The sequence below is a fragment of the Paraburkholderia mimosarum LMG 23256 = NBRC 106338 genome (genome assembly GCF_000739815.1).
GTDB classification, from domain to species: Bacteria; Pseudomonadota; Gammaproteobacteria; order Burkholderiales; family Burkholderiaceae; genus Paraburkholderia; species Paraburkholderia mimosarum.
Window position 1 is genome coordinate 16903 of record NZ_BBJJ01000001.1, and the last position, 25130, is coordinate 42032.

Consider the following 25130-nt stretch of genomic DNA (forward strand, 5'->3'; position numbering starts at 1 on the left):
GTTGAAACGCCGTTGTTACTCGGATCAGCAATCCGCGGTACGGCTTGCTGACGGTTTCGATGGTGCCGGCCGCCCGCCGCACTGTCGAGATGGGACTAACGCCGATCTCTCAGACCAATCGGCGGACGCGGTTCGCCTGGTCACGCGGCGCGGCGATCACGCCTCGCGATCACGCCGCGATTTCCTCGGCCGCCTCGGCCATTGCAGCCTTCCTGGCGGGCTGGCGACGCGCCGCGTTGCTGGCGGGCTTCGAGCGCGTCGAGGCCTGGGCGCCCGCCACGGTGAAGAGCCGCACGGCTTCATCGAGGACATCCGCCTGTTCGGCGAGCCGCTGCGCGGTGGCGGCGGCCTGCTCGACGAGCGCGGCGTTCTGCTGCGTGGCGCTGTCCAGATGCGCCACGGCCTGGTTGACCTGGCGGATGCCTTCGGCCTGTTCGCCGCTCGCGTTCGCGACCTCGACGATGATCGACGAGACGCGGCTCACGGCTTCGTCGATCGAGCGCATCTGCGCCGTCGTGTTGCCGACGAGCCGCGTGCCTTCGGCGATCTCGTTGACGCTCGCGTCCACGAGCTGCTTGATCTCCTTGGCCGATGCCGCGCAACGCTGCGCGAGCATGCGCACCTCGCCCGCCACCACGGCGAACGAGCGGCCCGCTTCGCCGGCGCGTGCGGCTTCGACGGCGGCGTTGAGCGCGAGGATGTTGGTCTGGAACGCAATACCGTCGATCACGCCGGTGATGTCGCTGATGCGGCGCGACGCTTCGGTGATGCCGGACATCGTGCGCTCCATCTGCGCCGCGATCGAACCGCCTTCGGCTGCCGCCGACTGGGCGTCGCGCGCGAGGTCGAGCGCGCGGGCGCTGGCCTCGGCGTTGGCCTGCACGGTCGTCGTCAGCTGATCCATCGTGGCAGCGGTTTCTTCGAGCGACGCGGCCTGCATTTCGGTGCGCCGCGAGAGATCGAGATTGCCGCTGGAAATTTCGTGGGCCGAGTCGAGCATACCGTCGATCTGCGAACGAACGTCGAGCACGATCGCAGTCAGATTGGCCTGCAACTGGTTGAGCGCCTGGAGCACGTCGCCGAGATCGTCGTTCGCGGCGACCGCGAGCGTGGCGGTGAGGTCGCCGGCGGCCATGCGCGTGGAGGCCGCCGTCATCTGCTCGAGCGGCGCGCCGAGGTGCCGCGTGGTGAGGCGCCAGGCGCCGAGCGCGCAAACGCAGGCCGCGCCGAACGCGCCCCAGAACGGCAGCGGCGGCAGACCTTGCCAGGCGGCGAAACCGGCCGCGGCGAACACGGCGGACACGGCGCCATAGCCGAAGGCAATGCGCGTAGCGATGGGCACGCGCAGCAGCGACTGCAGCGCGCCGACCATGCCCGTGCGGATCACGACGCCGTGACGCAGCCGCACGCCTTGCAGGCGGCCCTCGCGCATTTGCGCATAGAAGGCCTCGGCCTGGCGGATTTCCTCGCGGCTGGGCTTCACGCGCACGCTCAGATAGCCGACCACGGTCCCCTGCTCGGAGACGGGCGTCACGTTCGCGCGCACCCAGTAGTGGTCGCCAGTCTTGCGGCGGTTCTTGACGATCGCGGTCCAGGGGCGACCTTCGCGGACGGTCTCCCAGAGGTCGGCGAACGCTTCGGCCGGCATGTCGGGATGACGAATGATGTTATGCGCCTTGCCGATCAGTTCTTCTTTCGTAAAGCCGGATACCGCGACGAACGCAGGATTGCAGTACTGAATGCGGCCTTTGAGATCGGTGGCCGAGACCAGCATCTGCGAAGTGGGATAGTCGAATTCCTGTTGCGTGACGGGTTGATTGTTGCGCATGTGATTCCCTCGATGGGGCCGCTTGAGACCCAACAACACTGCAAGCCATAACGGCATATTCCTTACGAACTTTAGGGTCTTGTGCTGACGAGGCAATGCACGGGCAGCGGAAGAATCTGTTGTGCTATCAATGGATTGGCGCAGATATTGGGGTGCATATTCACAGACTTGTGCCCATTAACTGTGGACAAGTCCACTGCCTCCAAAACGTGCAACTTCTCTGCTGCGTGGAGCATTGACGTTTGCAATCATGGGCTTAGGCGCGATGTCCAGAACTTGTGCACAGGGCTGTGCCCAAAAACTGTGGAAAACCACGGTGCGCTGCGCGTGGTCTGGAGCGGCATTGCCGCGATTGGGAACGCTGCGGGTTAACCGAACCGCATCAAGGACTTGATGCGGTCTTCCAAGGGTTACGCACAGGGCTGCCAACAAAATTTGTGGAGAACTCGTGGCGCGTGCCAGGACGCGCCGCCGCTCCGCATTCGCTCACTTCGCTTCGGCTTCCTGCCATTCTTCGGTGGCCGCCACATCTCCCGCGACCGAATACAGCACGCGCGTATTGCGCGTCTTGAGAAAATTTTCAAGCGATTCCCCACGCATGGCCGCGGGAAGGTTCGAAGTCCCAACCACCGTCTGTGGCGCGCTTGATCGTCGCGGGTTCGGACGCCGTGTGGATCGTGCCGCAGCGTGTCGCACAAAGCGATATCGATGCAGGACTACTCGTGCAAATCGACCTGCCGGCTCCGCAGGGCGTGGAACCGATCGGCATTCTTCGGCGCAGCACGGTGACGCTCGTCGAGGCGATCGCCGCGCTCGCGCAGCAATTGCGCGAATGTGCGCGGGCGCAGTAGTGGCCCGCATTCGCCATCTGCTCGACCTTGCCGCACCGTTCTTTCGGTGACCGTTGCCGTGGCCGAAGCACCCAATCCGGTTGAAACCGGCTTCAACATGTGAAATGATATCGATTCTCATTTCCGTGAGAGGCTGCGCGACGATGTGTCCCGCACGCTCTTTCTTTCTCGCCGGTCGAACATGACGGCGCCGAACGCGTGATCGAAGGTACGAAGCGCGCGCTGGGCTTCGACATGGACTTCGCCATCGAGCGTCTCGACGCGGGCCGCCGGCGCTCAGGCGCGGCCTGGCAGGCTGCTATCGCAAACTTTCACGACCCTGGAGTCATACATGAGCTTTCCCGATACGGCCGAGATTGACGCGCCGGCAGCGCCGCGCACGCGTCTGGACGCCGGGCAACGCGACGATCGCGCGAGGCGCTCGCGGCGCGCGACCTTCACCAAGTGGCTGCGTAAGGTGCACGGCTGGGTGGGGCTTTGGGGAGCGGCGCTTGGCCTGCTGTTCGGCGCGACCGGTTTCGTACTCAACCATCGCGCCGAGCCGCTGCGCATTTCACCGGGCGCGCCCCAGGTCTCGACGATGCAGCTCGCGGTGCCCGATCCCGCGCCGCAAACGCCGCGCGAGATGATCGAATGGTTGCGCGCGCAACCGGATCTGAAACTGCCTGCGCGCATGGGCCGTGTGCAAAAGGAGCCCGAGCGCAAGGTGGCGTGGGGCGATCGTGAAGTCGTGCAGCCCGAGCATTGGCAGATGACGTTCACCTCGCCGGGCGAGAGCGTGATGGTCGAGTACTGGGCGGGCAACGACACGCTCACGCTCAAGCGCACCGACAACTCGCTCGTCTCGACGATCGCGAATCTGCACAAGGGCACGGGCATGAGTATCGGCTGGGTGCTGTTCATCGACAGCTTTGCGGGCGCGCTCGTTCTACTTTCGCTCACCGGCGTGCTGCTATGGACGGAATTCAACAAGCGCAAGACGGTGGGCGCCGTGCTGCTGTTCGGCTCGATCGTCGTGGCGGTGTGGGCGGGGCTCGCGTAAGCGCCTGCGGTCGACTCGGGCTGGCTCGTCTCGCGACGCTGCGACGATCAGCGCGGCTGCCCGTGCTGCGTCGCCGCCGCATCGACCGCCTCGACTGAGCGCGTCAGCCACGGTCCGATCTCCATCTCCTCGTAGCGCACGAGGCGGCTCTTGCGCGCGCGGCGATACGCCCACCAGATCGCGACAAACAGCGGAATCCAGACGTAGATCGACAGCACTTCCATCCAGTCGATGCGGGACGCAAAGAATGCCTGGTAATCCTGCCCAAGCGAGATCGCGATGCAGATCGCAATCGCAAAGAGCGGCCCGAACGGGAACCACTTCGCGCGGTACGGCAGCTGGTCGAGCCGGTAGCCCTGCCTCAGGAAACCCTTGCGGAACCGGTAATGGCAGGCCGCGATGCCGAGCCACGCTATAAAGCCCGTGATGCCGACCGTATTCAGGAGCCACAGATAGATGCTCTGGTTGTTGGTCAGCGAGGTGAGAAAGCACAACCCGCCCACGGCCATCGTCGCGTACAGCGCGTTGCGCGGCACCCCGCCCGGCGACAGCCTCGCGAACAGCGCGGGCGCGCGCCCTTCCGACGCGAGGTTGTACAGCATCCGCGTGGCCGCGTAGGTGCCGGAATTGCCGGCCGACAACACGGCGGTGAGGATCACGAGATTCATCGCGCTGGCGGCAAGCCGGAAGCCTGCGTGGCTGAATACCAACGTGAACGGACTCACGCCGATGTCGGTCACGTCGCTCTTGAGCAGATTCGGGTCCGTGTACGGAACCAGCAGGCCGATCACGAAGATCGCGAGCACGTAGAACAACGTGATCCGCCAGAAGATCTGCTTCACTGCGCGCGGGATCGTCTTGCGCGGATTTTCCGATTCGCCGGCTGTGATCCCGACCAGCTCGGTGCCGAGAAACGAGAATCCCGCGATCAGCGCGACGCTCATCATCGCGTGTACGCCGCCGACGAATGGCGCGTCGCCCGTCGTGAAATTGCGCCAGCCGACCGTGTGCCCGTTCCCCAGCACGCCCGCCGCGATCAGCAGCCCGGCCGCGATGAACGCAATGACCGTGACGACCTTGATCAGCGAGAACCAGTACTCGGATTCGCCAAAGCCGCGCACGGACAGCGTGTTCAGCAGGAAGATCAGCACGAGGAAGCCTGCGCCCCACAAGATGCCCGGCACGTCCGGAAACCAGTACCGCATCACGATCTGCCCGGCGACCAGTTCGATCGCGATCGTGACGGCCCAGCTATACCAGTAGGTCCAGCCGAGCGCGACGCCGAAGCCTTCGTCGACGTACTTCTCGCCGTAGATCGCGAACGATCCCGACACCGGCATCAGCGCGGCCATCTCGCCCAGGCCCGTGACGACGAAATAGACCATCAACCCGATCGCGATATACGCGGCGATCGCGCCTCCCGGCCCCGCCTGCGCGACCGACGCGCCCGACGCGACGAACAGCCCCGTGCCGATCGAACCGCCGATCGCGATCATGGCGATGTGGCGGCTCTGCAGCCGGCGCTTGAGCGCCGGTCCGGACGGCTCAGCCGTTTCCTCTGCCGCTTGCAAGACATCCATTGTGTTCACCCGGAATGAATTGGGATCTGTCAATTTGATTCGGCATACGAATTTATTGGCCGATTGCTGGAGCCGGGTTTTCGAGCCGAAACCGGTGCAGCCCGTCCGGCCGCGCGCCCGCTGCCGCCGTATCGAGCCCGCGCCTGCGCGTCAGTCGACGCCGCGCTTGATCGCCTGCAGCTCGGCTGTGGTCACGATTTTCTCGATCCTGAAGCGCGGGCTTTCCAGCCAGACGTTCGCGATTCGCCGGTATTCGTCGAGATCCTCGCAGGTGAGCCGCACGAGAAAATCGAACGTGCCGCTGACGAGCCAGCAATCGAGCACGGCCGGGTTCGCGCGCATCTCCTCTTCGAACGGCGCTTGAGAACGCCCGTGATCGGCCAGCACGATCTGCGCGATCACGATGATCGGCTTGGTCGCGCGCGGCGCCTTGATCACCGCGCGGTAGCCTTCGATGATCCCCAGCGCCTCGAGCCGTTCCACGCGCGCCTGGCAGGGGCGCGGCGTGAGGTTCACGAGTTCCGAGAGCTTGCGGTACGAGATGCGGCCGTCGTTGCGCAGGATGTCGAGGATCCGGAGATCGATCTTGTCGAGCTGCATTTTCTTGTCGGTCATTCGCGTTCGCTCCGGTCGGGTCATGGCTCGGGCGCGGAACGTCTCCTTTGCCGCGCGGGGCCAACATTATCCGGCCGAAGGTAGCCGCGCGCCAGCCGGCTAGAACCGCAGCGACAGGCAGGTCAGGCCGCCGTCCATCTTGCGGAACTCGCTCGTATCGATCACGTGCAGCGGCAGGCCGAGCGTGGCGATCGCGTCTTGCACGCGCGGATAGCCGGCCGGCGTGATCAGCGCGCCATTCACGCGCAGCGTGTTGCCCGCGTATTCGTCGGCAGCCGGGATCGCAATCCGGCGATACCCGGCGAACGCCGGATGCGCGGCCAGCGCCTCGCTGACGAGCAGCAGGTCGTCGCCGAGTGCGTTGACGACCGACTTCAAATGCAGCCCCGCGCCCACCGGCACCGCGACGACGGTATAGCCGTAGCGCGACACGAGCGACTCGAACGCCGCAACGCCGTCGGCGTCGGTGCGGCCGGACAGGCCGATGTAGAAGCGCTTGCCGACCAGCATGACGTCGCCGCCGTCGAGGCGCCCGTCGCGCATCGGCAGCAGCTCGCGATGAGCGGCGAGCGCCGGTTCGATATGCCCGGTTTCGCCGCGCCGTGCGGGTGCGCCGGGGCGCGTGATCACCGCGAATTAAGGCGTCACGACGGCAACGTCCTCGACGAAATGCGAATCCGGAAAGCCGTCCAGCGGCGGGAGCTCGGTCAGCTCGACGCCGAGCTGGCGCAGCGTCGCGCAGTATGTGTGGAACTGCGTGAGCGTCTTGTCGTAATCGGGCGTGCCGAGCGCGGCGGTGGTCAGGCCCGCGCCGCAGGACGGTGCGGGACGGCGAACGATGGCTTGCGTGAATTGCATGGACTCCTCTCATTGCCGTGCCCGTGCGGAGCACGGGGCAACTCCGTTGTGTACGGACCATTATCAGAGGTCAAATTGCGCAATCCGCGTCGAATTGGGCAGCACCGACAGCTGATTGCGTCGAATTTCATGCGGCACGCAGCGGATTCGGCGGCCGGCCAATCGCTACCCGACTTGCTCGCTCGTTTGCTGGAACCGGTTCAACCGGGCGGAGTCAAGTTTTTGAACTGGCCTCTCAGTCCTTCACACCGCGCTTGCGCAGCAGATAGGTATCCATGATCCAGCCATTCGCTTCGCGCGCTTCTGCGCGCACGCGCACGATCTCGTCTTTCACGTCTTCCAGACGGCCCGACATCAGGATTTCGTCGGGCGTACCCACATACGCGCCCCAGTAGATATCGAGTTCCTCGCCCGCGAGTTGCGCATACGCGTTTTGTGCGTCGAGCATGACCACGGCGCTTTGCGCATCCTGCGGAAAGCCGTCTTCCGCGAGCCGCCTGCCCGTCGTGATGCTGACCGGCTTGCCGATGAAGTTGAGCGGCACACGATGCTTCGCCGCGAGCGCCTGCACGCTGCTGATGCCGGGAATCACTTCGAAGTCGAACGGCAGCCGTCCCTCGGCGAGGATCGAATCGAGAATGCGGATCGTGCTGTCGTAGAGCGACGGATCGCCCCAGACGAGAAACGCCCCGCATTGACCGTCGCTCAATTCCTCTTCGATCAGCCGCTCGAACACGCGCTGCTTGTCGCGGTTGAGCTCGTCCACGGCCTCCTTGTAATCGAGGCCTTCGTCGCGGCGGCGCTCGGGGCTCGTCGCTTCCACGATGCGATAGTCGTCGTGCTTGATGAAGCGCGCGCAGATTTCCTTGCGCAGCGCGACGAGCTTGTCCTTGGCCGGGCCCTTGTCCATCACGAAGAACACGTCGGCCGCGTTGAGCGCGTCGATCGCCTGCACGGTCAGGTAGTTCGGGTCGCCCGCGCCGATGCCGATGATGAGGATCTTTTTCACGTTGCTGGTCCGGAATGGGAGTCGTCGGTGCGGCGCAATGATAGCGCGAGTCCGGCGCGGCACCCTGCTCGTCGTCATGGGCAATTTTCTTCAATACGCACACGCGGCGCACGTCTACGCTCTACGCCTATTGATCGCCAATGGGCGTAGCGAGGAAACCGTGAGCACTGCCTTGTCGATGGCCGCCTTCGCGCTGGCCACTTCCATCACCCCTGGACCCGTGAACATCGTTGCGCTGAGCGCGGGCGCACGCTTTGGGCTGCGCGCGAGCCTGCGCCACGTGACCGGCGCGACGGTGGGCTTCGCGCTGCTCCTGCTGCTGATCGGCCTCGGCATGCACGAGTTGCTCGCGCGCTGGCCGTTCCTCACGCGTGCAATCGAATGGGCGGGCGTGGCCTTCCTGCTGTACGTCGCATACCGTCTTGCCGCCGACGATGGCCGCATCGATTCCGCGAGCGCGTCGCGCGGCCCGTCGCTCGTGATCGGCGCGACGATGCAATGGCTCAACCCCAAGGCGTGGCTCGCCTCGGTGGCGGGCATGGGCTTGTATGCGGCTTCCGGCGAGAAGGCGCTCGTCTGGCAATTCGCCGCGATCTATTTTGTCGTGTGTTATCTGTCGATTGCGTGCTGGGCCTGGGCGGGCGCTTCGCTGCGGCAGGCCTTGCGCGAGCCGGCGCGCGTGCGTTTCGTGAACCGCACGATGGCAGCGCTGCTCGCGGGGAGTGCGATCTGGTTGTTGTTTGCCTGAAGCCGCTGCGTGCGCGGTATTCGCGCTAGCCCCGATATTGCCCGGGCGTGGCAGCGACGAACTGGCGAAACGCGCGCTGCAAATGCGCCTGATCGGCGAAGCCGGCCTGCGCCGCGACATCCGCAATGGCGTGCCCGCGACGCAGTTGCGCGCGGCTGAACTCGATGCGCCGGTTCACCACATACGCGTGCGGCGTCATGCCGTACTGCTCGCGAAACGCACGGATCAGGTAGGAAGGCGAGAGATCGGCGGCTGCGCAGATCTCTTCGAGCTTGAGCGCGCGCGTGTAGTTGCCGTCGATGAATTCGGCTGCGCGCGCAAGGCGCTGGTTCGGTTCGCGCACGCTGACCGGTGCGGGATTGAGGCACTGCTGAAGCTTCGTGAAATACGTCACGACGGCGCATTCCTTGCGCAACGCCGGCTCATCCGCATCGACAAGCAGTTCGTATAGCGCGTTGAGGCCTTCGAACAGGTCGGGCCGCCACGTCAAGGTTTGTGCGAACGGGCGAAACCCTTCTTCCGCTCCGAAACCGAGATCGTGCTGCAGTTTCGCGAGCCACGCAGTGTCGAGATAAAACATGCGATAGGCCCAGGGCTCGTCCGCGGCCGGATTGCACGCGTGCACGACTTCCGGATTGATGACCACCACCGCGCCCGCGCTCACGTGCGAGAGCGTGCTCCCATTGAGGTAGGTGCTGCGGCCGCCCGTGACCGCGCCGATCGAGAACGTGCTGTGTGCGTGACGGCCGTAGCGGACCTTGCGGCCGTCCGAGATCGCGCGCACTTCGATGAACGGCAGGTCTGCATCGCGCCAGAAGTACGGTTGCGTGTCGGGCGTTGCGGCTGGTGGCATGGGAAACCTCGGGAATCATGCGGCGCGGGGTGTTCCATATTAGCGTATGGCGGGAAAGTCCCCGTTCAGCGCAAAACCGCGTATGCCTGTCAAGTGTGGTGTAACGCACAGCGCCTCCCGCCGATTTATGGATGGTCATCATTTCGTCATACCTGAGCGCCGATAATCCACCGCGAATAAATTAGCCGACGTGTCCCGAGCCGCGCAGCCATAGCGCGACCGGGTGACGAAGGCTCGGGGATTCCTACATGACCATTCGTCACCGCATCACGCTACTCATCGTCCTGATGTTCGTCGCGTTGTCCGCCATCGGCGGTTACGCGGCCTACCAGGCCCGCCGCAGCGCCACCGATGTCCGCCAGGTCACCCAGGGCGTCGTGCCTAGCGCACTCGCTTCCTCCGACCTCGTGTCGCTCGTCAAGGACGTGCAGCTCGCCACCATGACGCTCGTCTATGCACCCGACGCCACGGTTGCGTCGCTCGCGCAAAACGAGCTCAAGGAGAAGGAAGCCGCGTTGCGCGCCGCGCTCGACGTGCAGCGCAAGGCCGCCGCGAGCCACGCGCAGGAAGGCCTGGTCTCGCAGGCGCAGGAAAGTATCGCGAACTACTTCTCGGCCATCGACGACACCGCGAAGATGAAGGCGAGCGGCAAGAACGAACTTGCCCAGGCCTATCTCTTCGCGAACGTCGCGCAATACCGCGACGAACTCGAAGGCATCGTCACGACGATGCGCGTGGAAAAGAACCGCCAGAAGGATGACGCGATCCGCACGCTCAACGAGACGCTCGACACCACGACGAGCGCCATCGCGGCCGTGACGGGCGGCGCGGTGCTGCTGCTCACGCTGATCGGCGCGCTGCTCTATCGCCAGATCACGCGGCCGCTCTCGCGCATGCAAGCCATGATGAGCGAGATCGCGTCGAACCAGGACTTCACGCGCCGCGTGCCCGTGGGCCGCATGGACGAGATCGGCCATTCGATCGTCGCCTTCAACGGCATGATCGAGAAGATCCAGCAGAGCTCCGCGCAGCTCAAGCGCAAGACCGCCGATATCCAGGCAATGCTGCAGAACATGCAGCAGGGCATTCTCACGGTGGTGGAAGGCGCGACGATTCACAACGAATATTCGGCGTATCTGGAGGCAATCTTCGAGACGAACGAGATTGCGGGGCGTCCGCTCATGGACCTCGTGTTCTCGCATTCGGATCTCGACGCCGACACCCTCGCGCAAATCGACGCGGCCGTGCACGCGTGCCTTGGCGAAGACGACGTGAACTTCGCGTTCAACCAGCACCTGCTCGTGAACGAGATCACGCGCACGCTGCCCGATGGCCGCGCGAAGGTGCTCGACCTGAGCTGGTCGGCGATCACCGACGAAAACGACGTGGTCGTGCGCCTCATGCTGTGCGTGCGCGACGTGACCGAACTGCGCGAACTCGCCGCCGAAGCCGGCGAGCAAAAGCGCCGCCTCGAAATGATCGGCGAGATTCTCGCGGTCAGCGAAGAGAAGTTCCACCACTTCGTGGAAAGCTCGACGAGCTTCATCCACGAGAACGAGCACATCATTCGCCAGCACGACTGCGCGGACATGGGCGCGATCGCCGCGCTGTTCCGCAACATGCACACGATCAAGGGCAACGCGCGCACGTACAGCCTTCAGCATCTCACGGGCGTCGTGCACGAAGTCGAGCAGCGCTACGACGCGCTGCGCCGCGAAGACGCCGATCACTCGTGGGACCAGCAGGCGCTCATCGCCGATCTGGAGCGCGTGAAGTCGGCGCTCGAGCACTATGCGAACATCAACGAAGTCAGTCTCGGGCGCGGCGCGCGTGCGGCTGGCGCGCAGAACGGCGCCGCGAGCCTCACCGTCGCGCGCGAAGCGATAGAACAGACGCTGCGCATCGTCGATCAACCCGACGACGACGATTTGCCCGCGCTGCGTGCGATGCGCGCCGAACTGCGCAACACGCTGCGCGCCATCGGCACCGAGCGCGTAGCCGATGCGCTCGCGGGCGTGGTTGCCTCGCTGCCCTCGCTTGCGCAGGAGCTCGGCAAGGCCGAGCCGGCAGTGCAGATCGAGGACAACGGCTATCGCCTGCGTAGCGAGGCCGCCGGCACGGTGAAGAACGTGTTCATGCATTTGCTGCGCAACTCGCTCGATCACGGCATTGAAATGCCGGCGCAACGCCGCGCGATCGGCAAGGACGAGTCGGGCCACATCGACATCGATGTGACCATGCAAGACGGCGCGATGCAGATCACGCTCGCCGACGACGGCCGCGGTCTCGCGCTCGCGCGCATTCGCAGCATCGCCGTGGAGCGCGGCTGGCTTCAGGCGTACGAACCGGCCAGCGACGAGACGATCGCGGCGTTCATCTTCCGCCCCGGCTTTTCGACGGCAACGGACGTGACCGAGGTATCGGGCCGCGGCGTGGGCATGGACGCCGTGCGCGATTTCCTCGAACGCGAGGGCGGCACAATCGAACTGCGTTTCACCGACGACCGTGCGGGCGCCGACTACCGGCATTTCCAGACCCTCGTGCGTCTGCCCGGGCAGTGGGCGGTGAAAACGGCAGATGCAACGCAGGCAAAGCAAGAGGAAGCGCTGGCAAGCTAGCGCATGGCGGGGGTTGCAGTGGTCTTACCGTATTTGATTGAAGGCGCGGCGCTGATTGTGCCGATTGCGCTCGCAGCTGGTGCGGCCGCGGTGTGGCACAAGCGCACGCAAACGCAGGCGCGAGACGCGGCGCTCGCGCGGGACGCGGCGCACGCCGTTGCGCTCGCACAGGCCGAAGCGCGCCACGCGGCGCAGCAGCAAGAAGCCGCGCGCGAACAGGGCACGCTGGCCGCGCAGATCGAATCGCTGCGCGCGGAGCTCGCCCAGCGCAAGTCCGTGGCGGACGCGCTCGAAGCGGCGCTCGAAGGCGAACGCGCGCTTCGCGACGAAGCCATGCAGCGCGCGGGGCGTATCGCGAGCGAGGCTTCGCGGCTCAAGCTCATGTCCTCGACGTTCGAGCGCTGGCACGAACAGATGATCTCGCTGATGGCGCAGAACAGCGACATGCACAAGAAGAACCATGAGCTCTCGTCGATCGTGAGCCACGTGCTGATCGTTTCGCTGAACGCGTCCATCGAAGCGGCGCGCGCGGGCGCGGCGGGCCGCGGGTTCTCGATCGTGGCCGGTGAAGTGCGCACGCTCGCCACGCGTTCTCAGGAGCTTTCGAAGAGCTATCGCGACAGCCTGAACCGCAACGACCTCATCACGGCCGCGACGTTCCAGGACATCCAGGCGGGGGGCAAGATGATTTCCGCGACGCTCGCGAGCGTCGAGGCCTCGTCGCAACAGCTTCATGCGCAGCTCGAAGCGACGCGCGCCGGGGCCCAGGCATGATCGGCCCGCACGCCAGGGACAGCATCGAGCGCATATTTTTCGCGGCGGCGCGCACGCGGCTCGTGACCGACTCGCAGCACAGCTGCGAGATCGTGCCGCGCGCGGGCGAAGGGCCCCAGGGCGAGCGCCTGGTGGTACTGACGATTTCGTCGATGCAGTTCCGCCTGCTGCTGCTCCTGCATTTCGAAGATGACGAACGCACGCAGCGCTACTACGTGGGCGACGCGACGCGCGAGCTCACCGAATGCTTCATGGAGTTCGGCAACCTGTGCTGCGGGTCGATGAACCAGCAATTGGTCGAGCACTTCCCAGACCTCGGCATGTCCACGCCCTACGCGCTCAGCAGCGGATGCTTGCCGTATCTGCGTGAACTGAAGCCGGATTATGTGCAGTCCTATGCGCTGACGATCGATCATGACATTCGGCTCGGCGCGACGCTTTGCGTGTGCACGCAGGCGCCGATCGATTTCGTGGCGAGCAGCACCGCCATCGAGGCGCACGACAGTGCGGGCGAACTCGAATTGTTTTGAGCGCGCACCGCGCGCGGCAATGAAAACAGGCAGTCGAAAGCAGAGAAGGGAAACATGAACGCGAACAAGCCAGTCAGCAAGCTGCTGCTGCTGGAAAGCGACACGGCGCGCGCCGAGGCGATTGCGCACATTGGGGCCGCGCATGAGTGTGCGTGCGTGCCGGTGCGGCGAGAAGCGCTCACCGCGGCATTGAAGACGCACTACGACCTGGGCGGTGTGCTGCTCGGCGAAGACTTCGGCGGCTCGCGCGAAGCCGCGGCGGCCGTGGCCGTCGCGCTCGAAGCCGAGCGCCCGGAGTTGCCGATCGTGTTGCGGCGCGCATCGACCGGGCGCGTCGACGAACTGCCCGAACCGCTGCGCCGGGTGCCGTGCGGAAGCTGGTTCGAGAGCGAACCGGAAGCGTTGAGTTCGGCGCTCGAAGCGCACGTGTTCTCGCACGACTACCCGGACCCGCTCGTGGACGGTATCACCGACATGACGCTCGGGCGCCTGCGAGGCCTCTTTCCCGATCTCGAGTTGAACTGGGACACGCCGGGCATCGTGCGCGACCGCATCATTTTCGGCGAAGTGCTCACGCTCATTCCGATCGAGACTGCGTGGTGCCGCGGCTGGCTGCTGATGCAAACCGAGGAGATGCCGCTGATCGAGCTGCTGCCGCCGCGAGCGGGGCGCGACGAATCCAGCGACTTCCGCGACGTGAACGGCGTCCTCGCCGAACTTACGAATCTCGTGTGGGGCGCGTTTCGCAACCGTTATCTGGGCAACGCGCGCGCCGCCGACGAAGCGGGCTGGGGCCGTGCGCAGGTGCAGGTGCCGCTGCTCATCAATCATCGGCGGCGCTATTTGTCGTTTGGCTCCGACAATCCGCAGCTGTGCATCAAGTACCGGCTCACGTGTCCGGCTACGGGCCGCGAAGTGGTGATCGACCAGCGGTTCGTGTTCAGCCTCGGCTGGTCGCGCGAAGGGTTTGACGAGACGGCCGCGCAGGCCGCGGCCGCAGCCGTTGAAGAACAGGCCAGCGGCGAGCTCGAATTATTTTGATCAAGTACGCGCCAAATGCGGCGCGATGGAGATGAACGAGATGGCAAAGATCCTGGTGGTGGACGATTCGAGCACGGTGCGCGACGAAGTGGCCGGCTTTCTGCGCAAGAACGGGCTGGACGTGGACACGGCGGTGGACGGCAAGGACGGCCTTGCGAAGCTGCGCTCGAACCCGGGCGTCAAGCTCGTGGTGAGCGACGTGAACATGCCGAACATGGACGGTCTTACGATGGTCGAGAAGATTCGCAGCGAGCTGGCAAATACGGCCGTGAACGTGGTGATGCTGACCACGGAAAGCAGCCCGGCGATGAAGGAGCGCGGCAAGGCAGCCGGCGTGCGTGGGTGGATCGTGAAGCCTTTCAAGGGCGAAGCGGTGCTGGAGACGTTTCGCAAGCTTGCTAGCTGATCAGCTTCGCTGGGAGCTTCTGGTTTCGCGTTTTCTTGTTTTCGCGGCGGTATGCAGGCGTTGCCCCTGTGCGGGGCGGCACCTACTTTCTTTGCCGCGGCAAAGAAAGTAGGCAAAGAAAGCCGCTCAAACCGCCAGCGCCTGCCACCATTCACCTCTCGCCGTAGATGGTGAATGGCTCCGGAGCGTCCGTCACCACTCGCCCACAAACGGAGTGACAAGGCGCTCATCCTTCCGGCGGCGCTCCGCGCCCCGAAGGGCATAACGAAATACTTGGGCGCGTGCGTTCTCGTGACACTAGCCATGCCCCTCTGTTTCCCATGCAGACCCTTCCGCAGCGCGCGTAGCGAGCAGCGGGATGAATGAGCGCCTTGTCACTGGCTTTGAAGGTGCGAGGTGACAGACGCTCCGGAGCCATTCACCCTGAATGGTGCGAGGTGAATGGTGGCAGGCGCTGGCGGTGTGAGCGGCTTTCTTTTGCCTACTTTTCTTTGCCGCGGCAAAGAAAAGTAGGTGCCGCCCCGCACAGGGGCAACGCCTGCATACCGCCGCGAAATCAAGAAACGGCCAAAGCGAAAAAAACCAGAAGGCCAACGAATCAACCGGCGACGGCCACCCCCATAGCCGCGCTCAGCAAAACCGGAATCGACTTCGAAGTAGGCGTCCCGGCGCCATCGGCGATGGACGAAAGCGGCACGAGCGGATTCGTTTCCGGATAGTACGCGCCGAGACAGCCGCGAGGAATGTCGTACTCCACGAGCATGAAGTCGTCGACTCGGCGTTCAACACCATCGTCCCACACGCTCGTGATATCCACGCGCTGGCCCGGCTCGAAGCCGAGCATCGTGATGTCCTCGCGGTTCGCGAACAATACGCGGCGCAAGCCATACACGCCGCGATAGCGGTCGTCGAGGCCGTAGATCGTTGTGTTGTACTGATCGTGCGAGCGCGTGGTCATGAGCGTCATCAGGCGCGGGCCGTGCTCGGCGCGCGCGCGGTGAATCGGCGTATCGAGTGCGATGGCATGCACGACGAACTGCGCCTTCCCGCTGGGCGTTTTCCACACGCGTTCGCGCGAGGCCACACCCAGGTGAAAGCCGCCCGGCTGCTTCAGGCGCTCGTTGTAGTTCTCGAAACCGTCGAAGACCTTCTCGATCCCGTCGCGAATCTTCGCGTAATCGGCGGCGAGGGCGAGCCAGTCCACCTTCTCGCTGCCGAGCGTCGCGTGCGCCATGCGCCCGACGATCGCGATCTCCGAAAGCAGGTTCGTCGAAGCGGGCCGGTTCATACCGTACGAGATGTGCACCATGCTCATCGAGTCCTCGACGCTCACACCTTGCGGCACGCCGTTCTGCACATCGATTTCCGTGCGACCGAGCGTGGGCAGAATCAGCGCGTCGCGGCCGTGGACCAGATGGCTGCGATTGAGCTTCGTGGTCACGTGCACCGTCAGCGCGCAGGCGCGCATGGCCTCCCACGTGCGCGGCGTGTCGGGCGTGGCGATCGAGAAGTTGCCGCCCAGGCCGATGAACACCTTCACGCGGCCTTCGAGCATCGCATGGATCGTTTCCACGACGTCGTAGCCGTGCTCGCGCGGCGGCTCGAAATCGTAGGCCTTGCCGAGACGGTCGAGAAACGCCTGCGTCGGCTTTTCCTCGATGCCCACCGTGCGGTCGCCCTGCACGTTCGAATGGCCGCGCACCGGGCACAGACCCGCACCACGGCGGCCGATGTTCCCGCGCATCATCATGAGGTTCGAGAGCAGCTGGATCGTCGCCACCGAATTCTTGTGCTGCGTGAGACCCATGCCCCACGTCGAGATCACGGCGCGGCCCTTCGCATAGATGTCTGCGAGCTTGAGCACGTCTTCGATCGGCACGCCCGCTTCGGCCACGATCGTGTCCCACGATTCGGCGCGCAGATCGGCGGCGAAGGCCTCGAAGCCAACCGTGTGCCGAGCGATGAAATCGACATCGAGCACGCGTTCCGTGCCGTTGGCGAGCGCAGCATCGTCGAGTTCGATCACGCGCTTTGCCACGCCCTTGATGAGCGCGAAGTCGCCGCCCACGCGCGGGCGGATGAATACGGAGCTGATCTGCACGCCGTTCGGCGAGAGCATGTCGAGCGTATGCTGCGGGCTCGCGAAGCGTTCGAGCCCGCGTTCCTTGAGCGGGTTGATCGAGACGATGGTCGCGCCGCGCTTCGCGCATTCGCGCAGCTCGCCGAGCATGCGCGGGTGGTTCGTCGCCGGGTTCTGGCCGAAGATCAGGAGCGTATCCGCGTGCTCGAAATCGTCGAGCGTGACCGTCCCCTTGCCGATGCCCACCGTGCCCGGCAGGCCACGGCTCGTGGCCTCGTGGCACATGTTCGAGCAGTCGGGGAAGTTATTCGTGCCGTACATGCGCACGAAGAGCTGATACAGGAATGCCGCCTCGTTGCTCGCGCGGCCCGACGTATAGAACGCGGCGCGGTTCGGATCGTCGAGCGCCTTGAGGTGCCTCGCGATCAGCTTGAACGCATCGTCCCATTCGATCGGCACGTAGCGGTCCTGCTGCGCGTCGTAGACGAGCGGATCGGTCAGGCGGCCATGCTGCTCCAGTTCGTAGTCCGATTGCGCCATCAGCTCGCTGACCGTGTGCTCCTGGAAAAACCGGGGTGTCACGCGCTTGCTCGTCGCCTCCGCCGCCACGGCCTTGACGCCGTTTTCGCAGAACTCGAATGTCGAAGCGTGCTCGCGGTCGGGCCACGCGCAGCCGGGGCAGTCGAAGCCGTCGGGCTGGTTCTGCTTGAGCAGCGTGCGGTAATTGCCGCCCGTCACCTTTTCCTTGATGAGGTTGATGGCGACCTGCTTGAGCGCGCCCCAGCCGGCGGCGGGATGGTGGTACGGCTCGATGCGACCTTGCGGCTTCTTCATGATGCGGTGGTTTTTTCGATTGGCGAGGGCGGTCTGCCCGATGAGTCAAGGCTACTGTGTTCCTGTACTCCGGGAGATCACAGAAAAACCGAAAGACAAGGGGTACAGTTGCGGCGTTTTGCCATAGACTTGCGAGGATCGCCAACGCTTGCGTGGCCTCCTTTTCCGCCTGATGAACGCAACCCGGACATGAACCGCTACGAGCAACTCGCAGACGACATCGAAGCCGCCGTTCGGCGCGGCGTGTTCGGCCCCGGCGAGCGCGTGCTCTCGGTGCGTCGCGCGAGCCAGCAGCACGGCGTGAGCATCAAGACGGTGCTGCGCGCCTATGCGTTGCTGGAGAGCCGCAGCGTGATCGAATCGCGCCCGCAATCGGGCTATTTCGTGCGTGCGCGCGTGGGCGCGCCGCAAGGCCGCGGTGCGAGCGATGCGCAACACACGTCCGGCGCCACCGTCGCCAAGCCGCGCCGCGCGAGCGCACCGAGGCAGCCGGTGCCCGCCAACGTCGACGTGAGCCGCCTCGTCCTCTCCACGCTGCGCAGCATCGGCGCGCAGGACGCCGTGCCGCTCGGCTCGCCGTACCCGGACCCGGCGTTGTTCCCCTGGCGGCGCATCAACCAGTACGCGAACGCCATTGCCCGCCGCCATGCGAGCTGGAACCTCATCGACGACCTGCCGCCCGGCAACCCGGAGCTGATCCGCCAGATCGCGAGGCGTTACGCGGAAAACGGAGTGAGCGTCGACCCCGAGGAGATCGTCGTTACCGTGGGTGCAACCGAGGCGATCAACCTGAGCCTGCAGGCCGTGGCGAAGCCCGGCGACACGGTGGCCGTGGAGTCGCCCACCTACTACGCGATGCTGCACGCCATCGAGCGTCTGGGCATGCGCGCCATCGAAGTCAGCACGCACGCGGACACCGGCATCGACCTCGACGCACTCGAGCGCGTGCTCGCGCGCCAGAAGGTGGCGGCCTGCATGGTGATGCCGAACTTCCAGAATCCGCTGGGCTTTCGCATGCCCGATGCGCACAAGGCGCGGCTCGTGGCGATTGCCGAGGCGCACGACCTGCCCGTGATCGAAAACGACGTCTATCAGGAGCTGTATTTCGGTCAGACGCGGCCTTCCACGCTCAAGCAGTTCGATACGCGCGGGCTCGTGCTGCACTGCGCCTCGTTTTCGAAGAGTCTTTCGGCGTCGTACCGTATTGGCTGGGCGTTGCCGGGGCGTTACCGCGCGCAGGTCGAGAAGCTCAAGTTCCTCAACACGCTCACGACGCCCTCCGTTCCCCAGGTGGCGCTCGCCGATTACCTGCGCCACGATGGCTACGACCGGCATCTGCGCCGCGTGCGGCGCTTCTACCGGCAACAGGCGCGCCTCATGCGGGCGATGGTGGAGCGCTTCTTCCCGGCGGGCACGCGCACATCGGAGCCCCAGGGCGGCTACGTGCTGTGGGTGGAATTGCCGCCGCGCGTCGATTCGATGCGGCTCTATCATGCGGCGCTCGCGCAAGGCATCACCATCGGGCCCGGCTACATGTTCTCGATGCGCAACGAGTATCACCATTACATCCGGCTGAATTACAGCTACCCATGGAATGCGCAGACCGAAGCCGCGCTCAAGACGCTAGGCGAGATGGTCGCGAAGATGGCATGAGGAGACAGACGATGAACGCAGACAAACCGCACGACGGCGAAGCGGACGACGCAGGCGTCGATCCGGTGCTGGTTGCGGTGCTCGAGCAGTTGTGGCGTGCTGAGTGCGAGAAGCACGGCCAGCCTGAACGCCAGGGGCGGGCATGGTCCTTCGCGAAACTCTCGAAGCAGGCCGGCGTGCCGATGAGCGGACTGCGCAGGCAACTCACCGCGCTCGTGGACAGCGGTCTCGTCGTGACGACCCAAGCTGAGGATGGGACGGGCAGGGCGAGTTTGTCGGATGAAGGCCGCGCGTTTTGTGCGGAGGTGTTTGGGGCGGGCGAGGGCGAGGCGTAGTGCGAGGCTTTGCTTGCTCAAAACCTGACGCTGCCGTTGTGCGCTCACCACACGATTCATGCGGAATGCGTCAGTTTCATTCGGACAATTCCTAAAGTTTCTCTGTAATCCTCACTTTGACAATTTTTGACGTGTATTGAGATACGCGTCTGGCCAGAATCGCCCGACCGAATGCAATGTTGGGCGAAGATGAACAAGAACTACAGACTGGTGTTCAGCCGAGTGCGCAACATGCTCGTCGCGGTCGAAGAGCGCGCGACGGTATGCGGCAAACGGGGAAGCGGCGAAGCCGCCGTGGCGGCGACCGCGTTGTTGCTGGGCGGGGCACCGCTGTCGGCGCTCGCGCAGATCGTGCCTTCGGGCGCACATGCGCCCGGCGTCATCAGCAGCGCGAATGGCTTGCCGCAGGTGAACGTCAACCGGCCCAGCGGCGCCGGCGTGTCTATGAACACCTATTCGCAATTCGACGTCCAGCAACGCGGCGCCATTCTCAACAATTCGCCGACGATCACCGGCACGCAGCTCGGCGGTCAGATCAACGGCAATCCTAACTATGCACCGGGCCAGTCGGCGCGGATCATCGTCAACCAGGTCAACGGCGCCAACCCCTCGCAGCTCAACGGCTTTCTCGAGGTCGCGGGTCAGCGGGCGACGGTCGTGCTCGCGAATCCGTCCGGAATTTCCGTCAATGGCGGCGGATTCATCAATACGTCGCGCGCCGTCCTGACGACGGGCGTGCCGCTTCTCGACGCCAGCGGCGCGCTCACCGGCTACAACGTCACGGGCGGCAACATCACCGTGCAGGGCGCGGGGTTCAATGCGTCGAACGTGGATCAGGTGGACCTGATCGCCAGAGCCGTGAGGGTCAACGCCGCGATCTACGCGAACAGCCTGCATGTCGTTGCCGGTGCGAACAGCGTCAACCACGACACGCTCGCGGCCACTCCGATCGCCGGGGACGGCGTGCCGTCTTCTGTGTCGATCGACGTGAGCCAGCTGGGCGGCATGTACGCCGGGAAAATCCTTCTGGCCAGTAACGAGCATGGGGTGGGTGTTTCGAATGAAGGCGTGATTGCCGCGCAGGCGGGCGACTTCACGCTTGACGCCGACGGCCGGATCACGCTCTCGGGCAAGACTACCGCGAGCGGCAACGTCATTCTCAACTCGAATACGGGTATCACGAACAACGGGACGACCTACGCCCACGCTCCCCGATTCTGCACGCAAACACGGCGCGTCCGCATTGCCACAAGACCCGTTCGCCTTCGCGCTCGAATGGCTCGACCACTACAAGGGCCAATGCATCGGCAAGGCGGGGATCGACGTGCTCGTAAAGGGCCTGCAACAGGCAATCCTCTCACGCGGCTATATCACCACGCGTGCGCTACTACCCGAGCAGGACCTGTCATCGGGTACGCTGCGGCTCGCGCTCGTTCCTGGCGTCGTCCGTCAGGTGAAGCTTGCCGATCCGTCGATGTGGGGGACGTGGAAGTCCGCCTTTCCGACGCGCAGCGGCGACCTGTTGACCCTGCGCGATCTCGAGCAGGGTTTGGAGCAGATGAAGCGCATCGCCAGCCAGGACGCCGACATGCAGATCGAGCCAACGGACACGCCTGGCGAGAGTGACGTGGTGGTGACCGTAAAGCGCAGGAAGCCGTGGACGTTCGTTGCCTCGGTAGACAACGCCGGCGCCGACGCCACCGGCAAGTGGCAAGGCAATGTGAGCCTGGGCATCGACAACCCGCTCGGGCTGAACGATATCTTCACGGTCGGCGCGAACCAGGACCTCTCGTTCGGCAACAAGTCGCTCGGCTCGCACGGCTTCAACGGCTCGTACTCGATCCCCTGGGGCTACTGGACCGCCACGCTGTCGGGTAACACGAACACCTACTACCAACCCATTGCGGGAACGGGGGGCGATCTATTCGTTGCCAGCGGCAATTCGCAAACGGCGGCGTTGCGTCTTGCGCGCGTGATCTCCCGCGGCCAGAACGACGTGAGCGGTGTCTGGTTCCAGTTATCGAAGCGCTTCGGCGACAGCTTCATGGATGATGCGGCGATCCCGACGCAGGCGCGCAACAACACGTTCATCGAGCTTGGCCTGACCAACCGCCACTACTTTGCCGCGGCGCAGTTCGACGGCACGCTCGCCTACCGCCAGGGCGTTGGCGGTTTCGGCGCGACGCCGGACCCGTACCCGAACGGCCCCACCTACCGCTTCCACATGGCGGTGCTCGACGCGAACCTCTCGGTGCCGTTCGCCATCGGCGGGCAGCGTTTCGCCTACGTGGGAACCGCCCACGGCCAGTTCACCAACGACACGCTGTTCTTTATCGATGACCTGAGCATTGGCAGTCGCTACACCGTGCGCGGCTTCGACGGCAACACGATGCTCGCGGCCGAGCGAGGCTTTTACTGGCGCAACGAGCTCCATTGGCCCGTGTTCCAGACGGGGCAGACGCTCTACGCGGGCATCGACTACGGCCATGTGTTCGGGCCGGGCACGGCGTTCCTCGCAGACACCCAGCTCGCCGGCGCGGTGATCGGCATCCGTGGGGGCGTACCGGCGAAGTATGCGGGCTTCAGCTATGACCTGTTCGTCGGGACGCCCATCTACAAGCCCGGCGGATTCCCGACCGCGCGATTCACGGTCGGCGTACAGGCCACCGCGCAGTTCTGACGATACGGCCGGGCAACAGCATGACGCGGTTGCCGCGGCGCATGTCGGCATCGCGCCGGTGTTTCATCGTGCAGCGCGATGCCGCTGCGCAGGGGCATCGAGCAAAACGCCGTCGATTGTCGTGCACGGGCCGGTCTCATTTCGCGGTGTTAAGCTACACGAACCCCATTCGCCCTCAGGACCATGGACTACATCGACAGCCTGCGGATCTTCCGCTCCGTCGTCGAGGCGCGCAGCTTCACACGCGCCGCGGACATGCACAGCGTCACCACGCCCGTGGTATCCCGCGCGATCGCGCGGCTCGAAAAACGTTTCGGCAACCGGCTCTTTCATCGCAGCACGCGCGCGGTGTCGCTCACCGAGGCCGCCGAGCGCTTCTATGAAGGCTGCTGCCGCGTGCTCGACGACCTCGACGCACTAGAGGCCGATGCCACCGTGCAAACCCGCGAAGCGAGCGGCGTGCTGCGTCTGGTCGCGCACACCACGGCCACCGTCAACCGTCTCGTGCCGCTCATCGCGAGTTTCAAGCGCGCGCATCCGAAGGTGACGCTCGACGTGACGCTCACCGAGCGCCCCGTCGACCTGATCGCGGACGGCTACGACCTCGGCCTCGTGCTGCCGTTCATGCTCAACAACGAGTCCACGGTCACGCGCCTGCTCGAGCGCATTCCGCTCGCGCTCGTCACGACGCCCGCCTGGCTCGCCACGCATCCCATGCCGAAGCATCCCGCCGATCTCGCCGGGCATATGTTCGTCCCGACGCTGGTGTCCATGCGCAAGCCCTCCATCACGTTTCGCGCGGGCGACGAGGAAATCGTCGTACCAATGCGCCACGAGATCACCTCGAACAACCCCGAGTTCAATCTCGCGATGGTGCTGGAAGGCTTCGGCATCGGCATCGTGCCCACAGCGCTCGCGCGGGACGAACTCAAATCGGGTAGGCTCGTGACGCTGCTCGACGACTACCCCATCGTCGACATGAAGATCGAGATTCGGCTCGCCTACACCACACGCACACTTTTGCCGGCGAAGGTCCGCGCGTTCATCGACCACGCAACCGCGTTCTTCGACAACGTGGCGCATGAAGCGCCCGTCAAATCGAAGGTGAAATGAAAGGAATGGGGTGATTGTTGTCGGTTCGGCCATAATGTGATGCCACGCATGAGCCTTGTTCGAAGTTCGATTGCCGTCTAGTCTGTGCATATGCACAGCTACCAGTCACCCGAACACGACGATTGCTTTGCCGTTCGCCAGGCCGCGCGGCATCTGTCGCAGCTATACGAGCGGCATCTGAGCGCGGCGGGGCTCACGCCCACGCAGTACAGCATTCTGGGCGCGCTCGGCCGGGCATCGAATCTCACGATGGCGGAGCTGGCGCGCTCGATGGTGATGGAGCGGACCACGCTCGTGCGCGCTTTGCGGCCCCTTCTGCGCGGCGAGCTCGTGGCCGATTCGCCGGACAGCGGCGAGCGGCGCCGCCGCCTCGCGCTCACGCAGGCGGGCCGCGCGCGGCTCGATGCGGCGCACGGGCACTGGCGCGCGGCGCAGGACGAGTTCGAGCGCCGCTTCGGGTCGCAACGCGCCGCGTGGCTGCGCCGCGAGCTGTTTCGCATCACACGGGCCGTCTAGCTTTTTGCAGGTTGCGTCGCGAATTCGATACTGCGGCGTTTTTTTGTCTTAATCAGTGCATATACACAGGTAAACGACATGTCGAGTCCTTCCACTCCCGTTGCGGGCGAACCGGCTCAGGCGCGCGAGCGCTCGCGCATTTCGCGCATGCAACTCGCGCTGGGCGCGGTTGCGCTCGTTCTGGCCGCCGCGGCCGGCTACTGGTTTTTCGTGCTGCGTTTCGTCGAAAGCACCGACGACGCCTACGTGGGCGGCAACGTCACGGTCATGGCGCCGCGGGTGAGCGGCTTCGTCTCCGATATTCCCGTGCAGGACAACCAGCGCGTGCACGCGGGCCAGGTGTTGCTGAGGCTCGATTCGCGCGACTACGACGCGAAGCTTGCTCAGGCCAATGCCGAGCTGGCGAGCGCGCGCGCCGCCGTCGACGAGTTGCGGGCGAAGCGCGCCCTGCAGGAAGCCGTGATCAACCAGCACCAGGCCGAAGTGCGCGCCTCGAATGCCGAACTCACGCGCAGCGGCCAGGACCAGACGCGCTACCGCGCGCTGGTGAAGGACGACGCGGTGTCGAGCCAGCTGGTCGAGCGCGCGGACTCCGACTACGCGAAGGCCCAGGCGTCGGTCGCGCAAAGCGGAGCGGCGGTGCTGGCGGCGCAGCGCCAGCTCGACGTGCTCGCCGCGCAGGTCAACGATGCGCAGGCGCGTGTCGCGACAGCAGAGGCCAACCAGCGCCTGGCACAGCTAAACGTCGAATACACGACGCTGACTGCGCCGGTGGACGGCTATATCGGCAACCGGACGGCGCGTGTCGGCACGCTTGCCAACGTGGGCGCACCGCTGCTTACCGTGGTGCCCGCGACGGGTCTCTGGGTGGATGCGAACTTCAAGGAAGACCAGTTGAAGAAGATGCATGCGGGCGACCGCGCCGACGTCACGCTCGACGCGGCCGCCGGCACGCTGCACGGCACCGTGGAGAGCCTGGCGCCGGCCACGGGCGCGACCTTCAGCGTGCTGCCGCCCGAGAACGCCACGGGCAACTTCACGAAGATCGTGCAGCGCGTGCCGGTGCGCATTCGTCTTGACGCCCCGGTGCCGCCGGGCCTGGAAGACGCGCTGCGGCCCGGTCTTTCGGCGACCGTGAAAGTGCATCTCGCGCCAGCGCATTGATG

Annotated in this window: 19 protein-coding genes and 3 pseudogenes; 15 read left to right on the top strand and 7 right to left on the bottom strand. The window is 65.1% G+C overall.

Annotation, left to right across the window (positions count from 1 at the left end):
• Nucleotides 1-169: 169 nt before the first annotated feature.
• Nucleotides 170-1828, bottom strand: a complete 1659-nt coding sequence (locus BMI01S_RS00100) for a methyl-accepting chemotaxis protein (RefSeq protein ID WP_028209888.1) — start codon at nucleotides 1826-1828, stop codon at nucleotides 170-172.
• Nucleotides 1829-2463: 635 nt separating this feature from the next.
• Here BMI01S_RS00100 and BMI01S_RS00105 point away from each other — a divergent pair.
• Complete coding sequence (locus BMI01S_RS00105; protein WP_028209889.1) at nucleotides 2464-2679, top strand: type 2 periplasmic-binding domain-containing protein; 216 nt, start codon at nucleotides 2464-2466, stop codon at nucleotides 2677-2679.
• A 331-nt stretch (nucleotides 2680-3010) separates the two neighbouring features.
• Entirely contained in the window at nucleotides 3011-3721 is a 711-nt protein-coding gene (locus tag BMI01S_RS00110; protein ID WP_028209890.1) for a PepSY-associated TM helix domain-containing protein, read from the top strand.
• Between the two features lie 47 nt (nucleotides 3722-3768).
• On the opposite strand, the gene BMI01S_RS00115 is transcribed toward BMI01S_RS00110, so the two are convergent.
• From BMI01S_RS00115 to cobF, 4 genes and pseudogenes are all read right to left on the bottom strand, one after another.
• The gene (locus BMI01S_RS00115) at nucleotides 3769-5301 is read right to left on the bottom strand and encodes an amino acid permease (protein ID WP_028209891.1); all 1533 of its coding nucleotides are present in this window, start codon (nucleotides 5299-5301) and stop codon (nucleotides 3769-3771) included.
• Nucleotides 5302-5451: 150 nt separating this feature from the next.
• Nucleotides 5452-5916 carry an Lrp/AsnC family transcriptional regulator gene (locus BMI01S_RS00120; protein WP_028209892.1) on the bottom strand — a complete coding sequence of 155 codons (465 nt, stop codon included), beginning with the start codon at nucleotides 5914-5916 and terminating at the stop codon, nucleotides 5452-5454.
• Between the two features lie 99 nt (nucleotides 5917-6015).
• Nucleotides 6016-6774 (bottom strand): annotated as a pseudogene (locus BMI01S_RS00125) (dimethylarginine dimethylaminohydrolase family protein).
• 235 nt (nucleotides 6775-7009) lie between these two features.
• Entirely contained in the window at nucleotides 7010-7783 is a 774-nt protein-coding gene (gene cobF / locus BMI01S_RS00130) for a precorrin-6A synthase (deacetylating) (RefSeq protein WP_028229740.1), read from the bottom strand.
• 160 nt (nucleotides 7784-7943) lie between these two features.
• Here cobF and BMI01S_RS00135 point away from each other — a divergent pair, with 160 nt between their 5' ends.
• Entirely contained in the window at nucleotides 7944-8531 is a 588-nt protein-coding gene (locus tag BMI01S_RS00135; RefSeq protein ID WP_028209895.1) for a LysE family translocator, read from the top strand.
• Between the two features lie 25 nt (nucleotides 8532-8556).
• Here the strand turns inward: BMI01S_RS00135 and BMI01S_RS00140 are convergent, their stop codons facing one another.
• Nucleotides 8557-9384: a helix-turn-helix transcriptional regulator gene (locus BMI01S_RS00140; RefSeq protein ID WP_028209896.1), complete on the bottom strand. Its 828-nt coding sequence runs from the start codon at nucleotides 9382-9384 to the stop codon at nucleotides 8557-8559.
• 248 nt (nucleotides 9385-9632) lie between these two features.
• On the opposite strand from BMI01S_RS00140, the gene BMI01S_RS00145 reads away from it, so the two are divergent.
• The 5 genes from BMI01S_RS00145 to BMI01S_RS00165 are packed head-to-tail and all read left to right on the top strand — an operon-like array spanning nucleotide 9633 to nucleotide 14753.
• Nucleotides 9633-12002, top strand: coding sequence for a HAMP domain-containing protein (locus BMI01S_RS00145; RefSeq protein WP_028229741.1), 2370 nt, complete (start codon nucleotides 9633-9635; stop codon nucleotides 12000-12002).
• A gap of 3 nt (nucleotides 12003-12005) precedes the next feature.
• Complete coding sequence (locus BMI01S_RS00150) at nucleotides 12006-12776, top strand: methyl-accepting chemotaxis protein (protein ID WP_036044045.1); 771 nt, start codon at nucleotides 12006-12008, stop codon at nucleotides 12774-12776.
• A complete protein-coding gene (locus BMI01S_RS00155) occupies nucleotides 12773-13306 on the top strand; it encodes a hypothetical protein (protein ID WP_028209899.1) in 534 nt (177 codons plus the stop codon). The genes BMI01S_RS00150 and BMI01S_RS00155 overlap by 4 nt, the downstream gene beginning before the upstream one ends.
• Nucleotides 13307-13360: 54 nt before the next feature.
• Nucleotides 13361-14347 (top strand): chemotaxis protein CheX, encoded by a 987-nt coding sequence (locus BMI01S_RS00160; RefSeq protein WP_028209900.1) that lies wholly within the window; start codon nucleotides 13361-13363, stop codon nucleotides 14345-14347.
• Nucleotides 14348-14387: 40 nt separating this feature from the next.
• Nucleotides 14388-14753 (top strand): response regulator, encoded by a 366-nt coding sequence (locus BMI01S_RS00165; RefSeq protein ID WP_028229743.1) that lies wholly within the window; start codon nucleotides 14388-14390, stop codon nucleotides 14751-14753.
• Nucleotides 14754-15351: 598 nt separating this feature from the next.
• On the opposite strand, the gene BMI01S_RS00170 is transcribed toward BMI01S_RS00165, so the two are convergent.
• Nucleotides 15352-17667, bottom strand: a complete 2316-nt coding sequence (locus tag BMI01S_RS00170; protein WP_028211180.1) for an FdhF/YdeP family oxidoreductase — start codon at nucleotides 17665-17667, stop codon at nucleotides 15352-15354.
• A gap of 189 nt (nucleotides 17668-17856) precedes the next feature.
• Between BMI01S_RS00170 and BMI01S_RS00175 the strand changes: the two genes are divergently transcribed.
• From BMI01S_RS00175 to BMI01S_RS00205, 7 genes and pseudogenes are all read left to right on the top strand, one after another.
• A complete protein-coding gene (locus BMI01S_RS00175) occupies nucleotides 17857-19320 on the top strand; it encodes an aminotransferase-like domain-containing protein (RefSeq protein WP_028211179.1) in 1464 nt (487 codons plus the stop codon).
• Nucleotides 19321-19331: 11 nt separating this feature from the next.
• Complete coding sequence (locus BMI01S_RS00180) at nucleotides 19332-19655, top strand: helix-turn-helix transcriptional regulator (RefSeq protein WP_036044047.1); 324 nt, start codon at nucleotides 19332-19334, stop codon at nucleotides 19653-19655.
• A gap of 189 nt (nucleotides 19656-19844) precedes the next feature.
• Nucleotides 19845-20720: pseudogene (locus tag BMI01S_RS43960) on the top strand (two-partner secretion domain-containing protein); the annotation flags it as partial.
• 139 nt (nucleotides 20721-20859) lie between these two features.
• Nucleotides 20860-22335: pseudogene (locus BMI01S_RS00190) on the top strand (ShlB/FhaC/HecB family hemolysin secretion/activation protein); the annotation flags it as partial.
• Between the two features lie 183 nt (nucleotides 22336-22518).
• The gene (locus BMI01S_RS00195; RefSeq protein ID WP_028211176.1) at nucleotides 22519-23448 is read left to right on the top strand and encodes a LysR family transcriptional regulator; all 930 of its coding nucleotides are present in this window, start codon (nucleotides 22519-22521) and stop codon (nucleotides 23446-23448) included.
• Between the two features lie 90 nt (nucleotides 23449-23538).
• Complete coding sequence (locus BMI01S_RS00200) at nucleotides 23539-23964, top strand: MarR family winged helix-turn-helix transcriptional regulator (RefSeq protein ID WP_028211175.1); 426 nt, start codon at nucleotides 23539-23541, stop codon at nucleotides 23962-23964.
• A gap of 78 nt (nucleotides 23965-24042) precedes the next feature.
• Nucleotides 24043-25128, top strand: a complete 1086-nt coding sequence (locus BMI01S_RS00205; RefSeq protein WP_028229746.1) for an HlyD family secretion protein — start codon at nucleotides 24043-24045, stop codon at nucleotides 25126-25128.
• Nucleotides 25129-25130: the final 2 nt, after the last annotated feature.